The 13,241-nt window shown below is 68.3% G+C and carries 11 protein-coding genes and 1 pseudogene; 11 read left to right on the top strand and 1 reads right to left on the bottom strand.

Annotated features, from left to right (window positions below):
* The first annotated feature begins 82 nt into the window (after positions 1–82).
* The 4 genes from AC1PLR_RS20090 to AC1PLR_RS20075 all read left to right on the top strand — a co-directional run bounded on the left by AC1PLR_RS20090 (position 83) and on the right by AC1PLR_RS20075 (position 4,713).
* Complete coding sequence (locus AC1PLR_RS20090; protein WP_017908331.1) at positions 83–2,497, top strand: ribonucleoside-diphosphate reductase subunit alpha; 2,415 nt, start codon at positions 83–85, stop codon at positions 2,495–2,497.
* A 107-nt stretch (positions 2,498–2,604) separates the two neighbouring features.
* Positions 2,605–3,645, top strand: coding sequence for a ribonucleotide-diphosphate reductase subunit beta (locus tag AC1PLR_RS20085; RefSeq protein WP_010340146.1), 1,041 nt, complete (start codon positions 2,605–2,607; stop codon positions 3,643–3,645).
* A gap of 91 nt (positions 3,646–3,736) precedes the next feature.
* Positions 3,737–4,306: a flavodoxin gene (locus AC1PLR_RS20080; protein WP_481102104.1), complete on the top strand. Its 570-nt coding sequence runs from the start codon at positions 3,737–3,739 to the stop codon at positions 4,304–4,306.
* Between the two features lie 74 nt (positions 4,307–4,380).
* Positions 4,381–4,713, top strand: coding sequence for a thioredoxin family protein (locus AC1PLR_RS20075; RefSeq protein ID WP_209245013.1), 333 nt, complete (start codon positions 4,381–4,383; stop codon positions 4,711–4,713).
* A 793-nt stretch (positions 4,714–5,506) separates the two neighbouring features.
* Here the strand turns inward: AC1PLR_RS20075 and AC1PLR_RS20070 are convergent.
* Positions 5,507–6,412, bottom strand: a complete 906-nt coding sequence (locus AC1PLR_RS20070; protein WP_481102103.1) for a LysR family transcriptional regulator — start codon at positions 6,410–6,412, stop codon at positions 5,507–5,509.
* A gap of 99 nt (positions 6,413–6,511) precedes the next feature.
* Here AC1PLR_RS20070 and AC1PLR_RS20065 point away from each other — a divergent pair, with 99 nt between their 5' ends.
* The 7 genes and pseudogenes from AC1PLR_RS20065 to purU all read left to right on the top strand — a co-directional run bounded on the left by AC1PLR_RS20065 (position 6,512) and on the right by purU (position 13,204).
* Entirely contained in the window at positions 6,512–7,765 is a 1,254-nt protein-coding gene (locus tag AC1PLR_RS20065) for an MFS transporter (protein WP_481102102.1), read from the top strand.
* Between the two features lie 33 nt (positions 7,766–7,798).
* Positions 7,799–8,179 carry a VOC family protein gene (locus AC1PLR_RS20060; protein WP_481102101.1) on the top strand — a complete coding sequence of 127 codons (381 nt, stop codon included), beginning with the start codon at positions 7,799–7,801 and terminating at the stop codon, positions 8,177–8,179.
* A gap of 196 nt (positions 8,180–8,375) precedes the next feature.
* Entirely contained in the window at positions 8,376–9,257 is an 882-nt protein-coding gene (locus tag AC1PLR_RS20055) for an NAD-dependent protein deacetylase (RefSeq protein ID WP_481102100.1), read from the top strand.
* Positions 9,258–9,344: 87 nt separating this feature from the next.
* A complete protein-coding gene (locus AC1PLR_RS20050; protein ID WP_481102099.1) occupies positions 9,345–10,442 on the top strand; it encodes an NADH:flavin oxidoreductase/NADH oxidase in 1,098 nt (365 codons plus the stop codon).
* A 54-nt stretch (positions 10,443–10,496) separates the two neighbouring features.
* A pseudogene (locus tag AC1PLR_RS20045) lies at positions 10,497–11,376 on the top strand (NAD(P)-dependent oxidoreductase).
* Between the two features lie 123 nt (positions 11,377–11,499).
* Positions 11,500–11,940 carry an XVIPCD domain-containing protein gene (locus AC1PLR_RS20040; RefSeq protein ID WP_010340996.1) on the top strand — a complete coding sequence of 147 codons (441 nt, stop codon included), beginning with the start codon at positions 11,500–11,502 and terminating at the stop codon, positions 11,938–11,940.
* 412 nt (positions 11,941–12,352) lie between these two features.
* On the top strand, positions 12,353–13,204 hold the full coding sequence (gene purU / locus AC1PLR_RS20035) for a formyltetrahydrofolate deformylase (RefSeq protein WP_019799808.1): 852 nt from the start codon (positions 12,353–12,355) through the stop codon (positions 13,202–13,204).
* Positions 13,205–13,241: the final 37 nt, after the last annotated feature.

Here is a 13,241-nt window from a genome sequence, read left to right as displayed (position 1 = left end):
CACCGCCCGCCCGCCTGCGAACCCGGTCGGACCGCTGCCTGCGAGGGTCGGGCGGCCGCGTGCACCACGCTTGGAGACCTTCATGAGCCAGACCCACAGCCTGCCGGCCACCGCGTCCGTCGACGCCGCCGTCGACCCCACGACCGCTGCCGCCACTGCCCAGCCGGAGCCGACGGCCAGCAGCGAGCCGAGCAACGACCAGCGCGCCGTGACCTGGATCGTCAAGGACGGCGGCAACCGCCGCATGGCCTTCGATCGCTCGCGCCTGCAGCGCACCCTGGACCGGATCCACGCCGAGTTCCCGCAGTTGGACGTGAGCGACTACGAGCGCAAGGCCTTCGCCTTCATCGAGAAGAAGGAAAGCCTGTCGGCCGACGACATGGTCGACTACCTGATCCGCGAGGCCGAGTCGCGCGTGGACATCGCCACGCCGGAGTGGGAGTACTTCGCCGCGCGCCTGTACCTGGACCGCCTGTACAAGCGCGCCAGCAAGAACCGTTTCTACGATGCCGGCGAGAAGTACGGCTCCTACGTCGGCCTGCAGGAAAGCCTGGCCGACCGCGGCGTGTACTCGATCGACATCCTCAAGAACTACTCCAAGGACGAACTGGCCGAAGCCGGCCGCATGATCGATCCGGAGCGCGACAAGCTGTTCGCCTACAACGGCCTGTACCTGCTGGCCACGCGTTACCTGGCCACCGACAACTCGCGCAAGGTCTACGAGCTGCCGCAGGAGCGCTGGCTGACCATCGCCCTGTACCTGATGCAGGACGAGAAGCCGCGCGAGCGCCGCATGCAGCTGGTCGGCGAGGCCTACTGGGCGCTGTCCAACCTGTACATGACCGTGGCCACGCCGACCCTGGCCAACGCCGGCAAGATCGGCGGGCAGCTGTCGAGCTGCTTCATCGACACCGTCGACGACAGCCTGCAGGGCATCTACGACTCCAACACCGACGTGGCGCGCGTGTCCAAGCACGGCGGCGGCGTCGGCGCCTACCTGGGCTATGTGCGTTCGTCCGGTTCGGCGATCCGCGGGGTGAAGAACTCCAGCGGCGGCGTGGTGCCGTGGATCAAGCAGCTCAACAACACCGCCGTGTCGGTGGACCAGCTCGGCCAGCGCAAGGGCGCCATCGCCGTGTACCTGGACATCTGGCACCGCGACATCGAGGCGTTCCTGGACCTGCGCCTGAACAACGGCGACCAGCGCCTGCGCGCGCACGACGTGTTCACCGCGGTGTGCGTGCCGGACATCTTCATGGAAGCGGTGGAGCGCCGCGGCGAGTGGTACCTGTTCGACCCGCACGAGGTGAAGGAGGTCAAGGGCTGGTACCTGCAGGACTTCTTCGACGAGAAGCGCGGCGAAGGCAGCTTCCGCGCCCGCTACGAGGAAGTGGTGGCCGACGAGCGCATCGGCCGCAAGGTGGTCAAGGCCATCGACATGTTCAAGCGGATCATGGTCAGCCAGCTGGAGACCGGCAACCCGTTCATGTTCTATCGCGACGAAGTCAATCGCATGAACCCGAACAAGCACCAGGGCATGGTGTATTCCAGCAACCTGTGCACCGAGATCCTGCAGAACATGAGCCCGACGCGGGTCATCCAGGAGATGATCAGCGGCGACCAGATCGTCACCACCAAGCAGGCCGGCGACTTCGTCGTGTGCAACCTGTCCTCGGTGAACCTGGGCCGCGCGGTCACCGCGCAGCCGGACCTGCTGTCGCCGGACATCCTGGAGCGGCTGATCCGCGTCCAGGTGCGCATGCTCGACAACGTCATCGACCTCAACGAGCTGCCGGTGCCGCAGGCCACCATCACCAACCAGAAGTACCGCGCGATCGGCCTGGGCACCTTCGGCTGGCACCACCTGCTGGCGCAGAAGGGCATCGACTGGAATTCGCCGGACGCCGAGGCCTACAGCGATTCGCTGTACGAGCGCATCAACTACCTGACCATCCAGGCGAGCCTGGCGCTGGCCAAGGAGAAGGGCGCGTACAAGGTGTTCAAGGGCAGCGACTGGCAGAACGGCGAGTACTTCACCAAGCGCGGCTACGACAGCGCCGAGTGGCAGGAACTGGCCGCGCAGGTGAGCGTGCACGGCGTGCGCAACGCCTGGATGGTGGCGGTGGCGCCGAACATGAGCACCGCGCAGATCGCCGGCTCCACCGCCTCGATCGACCCGATCTACAGCGCGTTCTACTACGAAGAGAAGAAGGACTTCCGTCGTCCGGTGGTGGCGCCGGGGCTGACCGTGGACACCTACCCGTACTACGAGAAGGGCGCCTACAAGGTCGACCAGTTCGCCAGCGTGCGCCAGAACGCGCGCCGCCAGCGCCACGTCGACCAGTCGATCAGCTTCAACTTCTACGTGCCCAGCGGCATCCGCGCCAGCACCCTGCTGGACCTGCACATGACCGCATGGAAGGAAGGCCTGAAGACCACCTACTACGTGCGTTCCAACGACATCGACATCAGCGAGTGCGAGTGGTGCTCGAGCTGATCGCCGGCGTCTGACGCCCACGCCGCGCGGCAGGCCTGTCCTGCCGCGCGCGTTCCGCATTCCGCGCCGCCCGCCGGCGCCGTTCACCCGACTACCGAAGCACATCCATGGCCATCGCGCTCGACCGCATCAAGATCCTCGAACCGCTGCACCCCAACCGCTCCACCGGCATCATCAACGGCACCACCAGCGGCATCCTCAACTGGAACGACATCCCGTACCCGTCCTTCTACCGGGCGTACAAGGAGCTGTCGACCAACTTCTGGATCCCCGACGAAGTGGACATGAAGGGCGATGCCAAGCAATACGGGGAACTGTCGGCGCGCGAGAAGAACGCCTACGACTCGATCATCGGCCTGCTGGCCACACTGGATTCGCCGCAGACGCGCTTCATCTACAACGTCGCCGAATACATCACCGACCCGGCCGCGCACGCCAACGCCGCGATCATCGGCCAGCAGGAAGTGATCCACAACGAGAGCTACTCGTACGTGCTGGCGTCGATCGCCGGCCTGGCCGACCAGAACCGCGTGTTCGAGATCGCGCGCACGCATCCGACCATCATCGCGCGCAACCAGCCGATCATGCAGGCCTACGACGACTTCATGCGCGAGAAGACCGCAGAGACCCTGCTGCGCTCGCTGATCCAGTCCTCGATCCTGGAAGGCATCAACTTCTATTCCGGCTTCGCGTATTTCTACAACCTGGTGCGGCAGAACCGCATGACCGGTACCGGCAAGATCATCAGCTTCATCAACCGCGACGAGCTGGCCCACACCAAGTTCATCAGCGAGCTGATCCGCGCCATCATCGGCGAGAACGCCGAGCTGCAGACCAATGAGCTGACCGACTACGTACACCAGGCCTTCGAACACGCGATCCGCCTGGAGACCGAGTGGTCCTCGGAAGTGCTGGACGGCATCGAGGGCATCGACGTGGACGAGATGATCCAGTACGTGAAGTACCGCGCCAACAAGATGTCCGGCATGCTCGGCATCGAGAAGCTGTACAGCGGCGCCAGCGACAACGTGATGCCGTGGATCAAGGCCTACGCCGACAACTTCACCGAGACCAAGACCGACTTCTTCGAGATGCGCAACGCCAGCTACAAGAAAACCAACTCGGACAACGGCTTCGACGATCTGTGAAGAGCCGGGATTGGGGATTCGGGATTGGGGATTGGCAAAAGCGAACCCCGCCCTGACGAATCCCGAATCCCCACTCCCGAATCCCCGCCTCATGCACATCCTGCTCGCCTACGCTTCGCTCAGCGGCAATACCCGCGACGTCGCCCGCCGCGTGCATGCGCAGTGCGAGGCGGCGGGGCACGCGGTCACCTGGATCCATACCGATCTGCAGACGCTGCAGGGCGCGCTCGGCGATGCCGCGCGCGCGGCGGACTTCAATCTGCATCTGCTCGGCAGTTGGAGCGACAACGCCGGGCGCACGCCGGCGGAGATGAAGCGCTATATCGCCGAGTTGGTCGAGGCGACAGGCAAGACGATCGAAGTGGCAGCGTTCGGTACCGGCGAGACGCAGTGGGGGCTGGAGTACTACTGCGGTGCGGTCAAGCGCATCGCGCGGTTCTTCGACAGCGCCTATCCATTGCTGGAGATCGAGCAGATGCCGCACGGCGACCGCGACAACGCGGCGATCGACGCCTGGTGCGCGCAGGTGCTGGCGTTGCGCGCGACGCGGGCCCTGCAGCCGGATGCAGCGAATGCGGTGGCGGTATCGCAGGACGTGGTCGGCACGGCCGGAGCCGAGGCCGTCCAGGCCGCAGCGCCGTTGCCTGCCGGCAGCGGCTGATCCTTTTTTCTTTTTCCGCCCCGGGCGCCGACCATCGCCGCGCCGGGCGTCACGTTCCAGACGAGGTCCGTTCCATGCTCACCACCATCACCGTTTCCAGCGCCGAACAGTTCGCCGATGCGCTTGCCGCGCACCCGCGCGTGCTGGCCGATTTCAACAAGGACAACTGCCCGGGCTGCCGCATGCTCGACAAGTCGCTGGAGCGTTTCGCCGAGAGCGACACGGCGCAGGGCGTGACCCTGCTCAAGGTGAAGATGGAAGACGTGGGCGAGGAGTTCTTCCGTGCCCAGGGCCTGCGGCAGACGCCGACGCTGATGCTGTTCCGCCAGGGCGAGGAAGTGGCGCGGGTGCCCGGCTTCGTGCCGCCGGCCAAGATCGACGAAGCGGTGCGCACGCACTTGGGCTGAGCGCGCCGCGTTCCTCGCACCTCGTATCTCGTAGGAGCGGCTTCAGCCGCGACGGGCTTTCCCATAACGTCTGTCGCGGCTAAAGCCGCTCCTACGGTTCTTCTTGTCCGACACGAAAGCTTGGAAGCAACAGCAAAGGCTTTCGCCCTTGCGGGCGAGTCACTTTTCTTTGCTTGTGCAAAGAAAAGTAACCAAAAGAAAGCACACCCTGCCTACGCGCCCTCCGCGCTACGCGCTCCGGGTCCGCGTCCACCACGGGGATCCGCGGAAGGGGCATCCTGCCCCTGCCGCGGACGGCGTACATCCATGTACGCCGCCCTTCGGGTGTTTCCCCGCGCTGGCCGCCGCTTCGGAAGGGAACCCGGTAAGTCAAAAGCTAAAGCAACAGCAACAGCAAAAGCAAAAGCCCGAGCAACTGCCGCTGCAGCGCATGTCCGCGTCATTGTAGCGCCCGCCAGCGAATGCGCTGCGCGTGGCGTGCAGATCGTGGGCGGCAAGCGTACAGGGGTTGGTGTAGCGTGATGCGGCGGCGTGTTCCTCGTAACCCGGTGAACCCAGCGTAGGAGCGGCTTCAGCCGCGACAGGTTTTACCGTGGAAACCTCTATCGCGCTTGATGGCCCAAGGCGATGCGTAACGCCTCTCGCCGGGGCTTGCGATAAGTCGGCTGGGTGCACTGTGGGAGGGACTTCAGTCCCGACGCGTTGAGGTTGGGTACCTGGCAGCGTCATTCGTCGCGGCTGCACGGCAGTTGATTCCTGCATGCATACAGAGCGCAGCCATGCACTGCCGCCCTTACCCACGCCTGCCCGCCGCATGTCCCTGCGCCAACTGCCACAGATGGCGCACGATCGGCATTGCTTGCGCGGTGGCCGGCAGCGCGGCCAGGGCCAGCCGCGCCATCGGCACGCGGCCATCGATGTCCAGGTAGCGCACGCCGGGCAACTGCACCTGCGCGGTCGAGGCGGGAACCACTGACACGCCCAGTTCCGCAGCCACCAGGTTGACGATGGAGGACATCTGCGGCGCTTCCTGTTCGATCTTCAGCTCGAAGCCGGCTTGCCGGCAGGCGTCGAGGATCTCGTCGTAGAGGCTGGTGCCGAAGCTGCGCGGGAACAGGATGAAGGGTTCGCCGGCCAGCGCCGATAGCGGCGCGCGCTTGCGCTTGGCCAGGCGATGCGCGGCCGGCACCGCGATCTTCATCGGTTCGTCGGGCAGCTTGAGCAACTGCAGTTCCGAGGGCGTGGCCACGCTGTAGCGGATGAAGGCCGCATCCAGCCGTCCCTGCAGCAGCGCAGCGAGCAGGCCGGCGGTGTTGGTCTCTTCCAGCGCCAGCGTCACCGCCGGCCAGCCGCGGCGGAAGCCGCGCACCAGGGTCGGCACGATCGGGTTGAACGCGGCCGAGGCGGTGAAGCCGAGCCGCAGCACGCCGCTTTCGCCGCGTGCGGCGCGGCGTGCGGCATCGCCGGCGCGTTCCAGGTCGGCGAGCACGCGCCGGGCTTCGGTGCGGAAGGCGCGGCCGGCATCGGTGAGCTCGGCGCCGCGCGGTGTGCGCACGAACAGCGGCGTGCCCAGTTCCTCCTCCAGTGCGCGGATCTGCTGGCTCAGCGGCGGTTGCTGGATGCCCAGTTGCGCCGCGGCGCGGGTGAAGTGCCCGGCCTCGGCCACGGCCAGGAAATAGCGCAGGTAGCGCAGTTCCATGTCATATCCAACACATATGGAGAACGGGCCGATCATATATTGGACGCCGGGGTCGGTCAGGCGAATACTGGCCTTCCGTTTCCCGCCGCGACCCATCCCGTGAACGCCTCCAGCCAATGCCCGCCGGCGCACGCCGTGGACGATGCGCCGCTGCTGCGCATCCGCCTGGCGCTGTTCCTGGCCGGCTTCGCCACCTTCTCGCTGCTGTACAGCGTGCAGCCGCTGCTGCCCGAATTCGCCCGCGAGTTCGGGCTCAGCGCGGCGGCCAGCTCGCTGCCGCTGTCGCTGGCCACCGGCGGCCTGGCGATCGCGATCTTCTGCGCCGGCGCGGTGTCGGAGACGCTGGGCCGGCGTGGGCTGATGTTCGTGTCGATCGCGTTGGCGGCGCTGCTCAACCTGCTCGCGGCCTACCTGCCGCACTGGGGCGCGCTGGTGGCGGTGCGCGCGCTGTCCGGCATCGCCCTGGGCGGCGTGCCGGCGGTGGCGATGGTGTACCTGGCCGAGGAACTGCCGGCGAGCCGGCTTGGCGCGGCCACCGGGCTGTACGTGGCCGGCAATGCCTTCGGCGGCATGGTCGGCCGCATCGGCATGAGCGTGCTCACCGATCACTTCGACTGGCGCACCGCGCTGGCCACGCTGAGTACGGTGGACCTGCTGGCCGCGATCGGCTTCGTGTGGCTGCTGCCGCCATCGCGGCACTTCGTGCGCCGCCAGGGCGTGAACCTGCGCTTTCACCTGCGCGCCTGGGGCGGGCATCTGCGCGATCGCCATCTGCCGTGGCTGTTCGCGATCCCGTTCCTGGCGATGGGCGTGTTCGTCAGCGTCTACAACTACGCCGGCTTCCGCCTGGGCGGTCCGGAGTTCGGCCTGAGCCAGAGCCAGCTCGGCCTGATCTTCAGCGCCTACGTGTTCGGCATCGTGTCGTCCTCGGTCGCCGGCGCCGCCTCCGATCGCTTCGGCCGCGGCCCGGTGGTGCTGGCCGGCATCGCCACCGCGGCGCTGGGCGTGGCGCTGACCCTGGCGCATGCGCTGGTGCCAGTCATCGCCGGCATCGTGCTGCTGACCATCGGCTTCTTCGTCGCGCACTCGGCGGCCAGCGCCTGGGTCGGGCGCCTGGGCGGGGAGTTCAAGGGCCATGCCGCCTCGCTGTACCTGCTGGCCTATTACGCCGGCGCCAGCGTGATCGGCTCGCTCAGCGGCGCGGCCTGGCAGCACGGTGGCTGGAACGCGCTGGTCGCGTGCTGCCTGGTGTTGCTGGGTATCGGCCTGGTCGCCGCACAGGTGCTGCGCCGCGGTGCCGACGACAGCCGCCCCTATGGCCGCTTCGGGCCGCATCCGCCGCGCGGCGAGTGAGCCGCGCCGCCTTCATCCAGCGAGGATTTCGCGATGCAGATCGACCATCTCGACCATCTGGTCCTCACCGTCGCCGACATCGACGCCACCTGCGCGTTCTATGCGCAGGTGTTGGGCATGCGCGTGGTCACCTTCGGCGAAGGTCGCAAGGCGCTGGCGTTCGGCCAGCAGAAGATCAACCTGCATCGGCATGGCCACGAGTTCGACCCGAAGGCGCGGGCGCCCACGCCTGGCTCGGCCGACCTATGCTTGCTCACTGCCACGCCGCTGACGCAGGTGGTCGAGGAACTGCGTGCTGCCGCCGTGCCGATCGAGCAGGGGCCGGTGCAACGCACCGGCGCCTGCGGGCCGATCCTGTCGCTGTACTTCCGCGATCCGGACGGCAACCTGATCGAGGTCGCCAATCCGGTGTGATGGGAGCCGCGTTGGCATTGGACGTGTGCTGTTCGCGCGCTGCCTGACCCGCTCTTGCCGCCATCTCGCCGCCCTGCCGGGTGCTATCCCCACGTGCGGGCAATGCCAGGCCTTGTGCTACCGGCCCGCACGCACTACATACAGCGGGACGGCCGCCTCCGTTGCGCGCGCCTTCATACCGACGGGAGCCGCCACGATGTCGCAGTTGCTGCAGGATCACCCCGCGTCCGCACAGCCAGCGGCGTCCGCGCTGGAGGCGTTCGTCGACCGCCACCGGCGCCTGTTCGTGCTGACCGGGGCCGGTTGCAGCACCGACTCCGGCATTCCCGACTACCGCGATGCCGCCGGCGACTGGAAGCGTGCGCAGCCGGTGACCTACCAGGCCTTCATGGGCGAGCTGGCGACGCGGCAGCGCTACTGGGCGCGCAGCCTGCTCGGCTGGCCGCGCTTCGGCCATGCGCGGCCCAATGCCACCCACGCCGCGCTGGCGCAGCTGGAAGCGCGCGGCCAGGTCGAACTGCTGCTGACCCAGAACGTGGACGGCCTGCACCAGGCCGCCGGCAGCCGCGCCACCATCGACCTGCACGGGCGTCTGGACGTGGTGCGCTGCATGGGCTGCGAGCGGCGCATGCCGCGCGAGGCGTTCCAGCAGCACCTGCTGCAGCACAACCCGCAGTGGGCGACGCTGCAGGCCGCGCCGGCGCCGGACGGCGATGCCGACCTGGAGGGCGAGGATTTCGCCAGCTTCGTGGTGCCCGCCTGCACGCACTGCGGCGGCGTGCTGAAGCCGGATGTGGTGTTCTTCGGCGAGAACGTGCCGCGCGAGCGCGTGGCCAGTGCCTTCGCGCATCTGCAGCGCGCCGACGCGGTACTGGTGGTGGGCTCGTCGCTGATGGTCTATTCCGGCTTCCGCTTCGTGCAGACCGCGGCCAAGGCCGGCCTGCCCATCGCCGCGGTCAACCTGGGCCGCACCCGCGGTGACGATCTGCTGAGCCTGAAAGTGGAGCAATCGTGCGCGCAGGCGCTGGCCTTCCTGCTGCCGGCAGCGGCGCGCGTTCCGAATCCCGGCACGAACTGATCCACCGGCAGTGGTTGATCGCGCTGTACGGCAGGAGTGCAATGGCCGCTTCCCGCGCCGCGCGCGGCGTTTCCATGGATTCGCATCGTGAGCCAGTTGTTCTCGCCCCTGGCACTGGGGCCGTTGTCGTTGTCCAACCGCATCGTGATCGCGCCGATGTGCCAGTACTCGGCCGAGGACGGCCGTGCCAGCGACTGGCATGTGCAGCATCTGGGCCAACTGGCGCAGTCCGGCGCCGGCCTGCTGATTCTGGAGGCGACGGCGGTGGAGCCGCGCGGGCGCATCAGCTACGCCGACCTGGGCCTGTGGGACGATGCCACTGAGGCGGCGCTGGACACGGTGTTGCGCGCGGTACGGCGCTGGTCGCCGATGCCGCTGGGCATCCAGCTCGCGCACGCGGGGCGCAAAGCGTCCACGCGCAAGCCCTGGGATGGCGGCGGCGCGATCGCGCCCGACCAGCCGAACGGCTGGCAGACCGTGGCGCCGTCGGCGCAGGCGTTCGACCAGGATGGCGTGCCGCCGCAGGCGCTGGACCTGGCCGGCATCGACGCCATCGTCGAGGCGTTCGTGGCGTCGGCGCGGCGTGCCGAGCGCCTCGGCTTCGAGCTGATCGAACTGCATGCCGCACACGGCTACCTGCTGCACCAGTTCCTGTCGCCGCTGAGCAATCAGCGCGCCGATGCCTACGGTGGCAGCCTGGAGAACCGCATGCGCCTGCTGCTGCGCGTGCATGCGGCGGTGCGCGCCGCGGTGGCGCCGAGCATCGCAGTGGGCGTGCGCATCTCCGCCACCGACTGGGTCGAGGGCGGCTGGGACCTGGCGCAGAGCGAGGCGCTGGCGCAGGCATTGCAGGCGCAGGGCTGCGATTACCTGCATGTGTCCAGCGGTGGGCTGGACCGGCGCCAGCGCATTCCGGTGGCGCCCGGCTACCAGGTGCCGCTGGCCGAGGCACTGCACCGCGCGCTGCGCATGCCGGTGATCGCGGTGGGCCTGATCACCGAGCCGCAGCAGGCCGAGGCGATTCTCGCCGAGGACCGCGCCGACGCCATCGCGCTGGCCCGCGGCATCCTCTACGATCCGCGCTGGCCCTGGCACGCGGCCGCCGCGCTGGGCGCGCGGTTGCGGCCATCGCCGCAATACCTGCGCTGCGAGCCGCACGCGGCGCGCGGCGTGTTCGACGCCTGACCGACGCGCCGCACGGTTGGCGGCCTCCACTTTGATTCCTTCAGGGAGCATGCAATGACGACGATTGGATTTCTCGGCCTGGGCACGATGGGCCAGCCGATCGCGCTCAACCTGCTGCGTGCCGGCCATGCGTTGACGGTCTGGAACCGCAGCCCCGCGGCGGCACAGCCCCTGCTCGAGGCCGGCGCGCAGCTGGCCGCGCAACCGGCCGACACGGTGCGCGGGCCGGTACTGTTCTCGATGCTGGCCGACGACACCGCGGTGGCGCGAGACCCTGCTCGATCGCGGCGCGCTGGACGCGCTCACTGCCGGCAGCGTGCACGTCAACATGGCCACCATCTCGGTGGCATTGGCGCGCGAACTGCACGCGCTGCATGCCGAGCGCGGCGTCGCCTACCTGGCGATGCCGGTGCTGGGGCGGGTGGAGGTGGCCGCGGCCGGCCAGCTCAACCTGCTGGCCGCCGGTGATGCCGCGGCGCTGGCGCGGGTGCAGCCGTTGCTCGATGTCATCGGACGCAAGACCTGGTATTTCGGCGCTGCGCCGGAACAGGCCAATGCGGTCAAGCTCGCCGCGAACCTGTGCCTGGCCAGCGCCATCGGCACCATGGCCGAAGCATCGGCGCTGGTGCGTGGGCACGGCGTGGAAGCGGCCGATTTCCTCGACATGCTCACCAGCACCGTGTTCGCCGCACCGGCCTACCAGACCTACGGCGGCATGATCGCCGAGCAGCGCTATAGCCCGGCCGGCTTCAAGGCCACGCTGGGCCTGAAGGACGTGCGCCTGGCGCTGAACGCCGGCGAGACCCGGCACGTGCCGATGCCGCTGGCGGGGGTGCTGCGCGATGCCTTCATCGAAGCGATCGCGCACGGCGACGGCGAGCTGGACTGGGCGGCGCTGGCCAAGGTCGCCGCGCGCCGCGCCGGCCAGGCCTGAGCGACGCGGCACGATCTTCAGCGGACTTTGGCGGCGCATGCGGCACACTGCGTGCCCGCTTGAGCCTGGCGCGCGCTTGCCGCTAAGGTGAGGCGATTTGCTGGCGCATCACAGGAGGATGCCATGAGCCCGAATTCGTCCGATCCCGGCGACAGAGCGCCGATCCAGCCGCCGCGCGCGGTCGTACGCGAGGCCGTGCCCGGGCCCGATCATCCGGACCATCCGGACCACCTGCTGTACGCGCAGATCCGCGAGGGCGTGCACGCGCTGGACGCGGCCTGCGGCCGCGCGCCGGATGCGATCAGCGAGCGCATGGTCGCGCGGCTGCTGCCGCTGGCCAAGGAATACGGCTTCGACCAGGTCGACCACGTGGTGCTCAGCCGCGAGATCGGCGAGGTGGAGGATGGCGAGAACGTGTTCCTGGTGCGCGGCGACCTGGACGATCCGGCGCACCTGCGCGCGCACATCACCACGCACGAAGCGGTCGGCATGTCGGTAGAGGATTCGCTGGCGCGCCTGGAGAAGGTCAACCGCCGTTTGGCGCTGCGCTTGCGCCCGGAGTGAGCGCAGGCGAGTGAGCAATGTCCCAAGTGTGACGTCAGCCGCGACCTGATTTTAGTGCGAGCACGGCCGAGCCCCTCTCCCCCGGGAGAGGGGTTGGGGTGAGGGTCCGGGCGCGCAGCGCATGCGGTGTGTTTCGACTGCACGAGGCTTCGCCCGAACCCTCATCCGCCCCTTCGGGGCACCTTCTCCCGAGGGGAGAAGGGAGCAATAAGCCCCTCTCCCTCCGGGAGAGGGGTTGGGGTGAGGGTACGGGCGCGCAGCGCACGCGGTGTGTTTCGACTGCACGAGGCTCCGTCCGTACCCTCATCCGCCCCTTCGGGGCACCTTCTCCCGAAGGGAGAAGGGAGCAATAAGCCCCTCTCCCTCCGGGAGAGGGGTTGGGGTGAGGGTACGGGTCCCCTATCATCCGCAAATGCGCCACGATTACATCCTGACCCTGTCCTGCCCGGACCGTACCGGCATCGTCTTCCGCGTCAGCGGCCTGCTGTTCGAGCACGGCTGCAACATCCTCGACGCGCAGCAGTTCGGCGACGAGGAAAGCGGCCGCTTCTTCCTGCGCGTGCACTTCGACGTGCCGGCCGACGGCGTCGTCGCCGCGGTGAAGCTGCAATTGGAGCCGCTGGCCGCCGACTACGCGATGGACTGGCAACTGCACGACGCGCGCCGCCGTGCGCGCCTGCTGGTGCTGGTCAGCAAACAGGGCCACTGCCTCAACGACCTGCTGTTCCGCGCGCACAGTCGGCAGTTGCGGGTGGATATCGCCGCGGTGGCCTCCAACCACCCCGATTTCGCCGCGCTCGCCGGCTCCTACGGCGTGCCGTTCCATCACCTGCCGGTGAGCGCCGCCAATCGCGACGAACAGGAAGCGCAGTTGCTGGCGCTGGTCGAACGCGAACGCATCGACCTGGTGGTGCTGGCCCGCTACATGCAGATCCTGTCGCCGACCCTGTGCGCGGCCCTGGCCGGGCGTGCGATCAACATCCACCACAGCTTCCTGCCCAGCTTCAAGGGCGCGCAGCCGTATCACCAGGCGCACGCGCGCGGGGTCAAGATCATCGGCGCCACCGCGCACTACGTCACCGGCGACCTGGACGAAGGCCCGATCATCGAGCAGGACGTGGCCCGCGTGGACCACGCCATGACCCCGCGCGAGCTGGTGCGCCTGGGCAGCGACACCGAGTCGCAGGTGCTGGCCCGCGCCGTGCGCCGCCACGTCGAACATCGCATCCTGCTCAACGGACATCGGACGGTCGTGTTTCGGTGAGGCGGGGAGTGGGGATTCGGGATTGGGGATTCGTCAA

It is taken from the genome of Xanthomonas sp. NCPPB 3570, assembly GCF_056725115.1.
The sequence above is the reverse complement of the archived record's forward strand: the minus strand, read 5'-3'. Positions and strand labels throughout refer to the sequence as shown.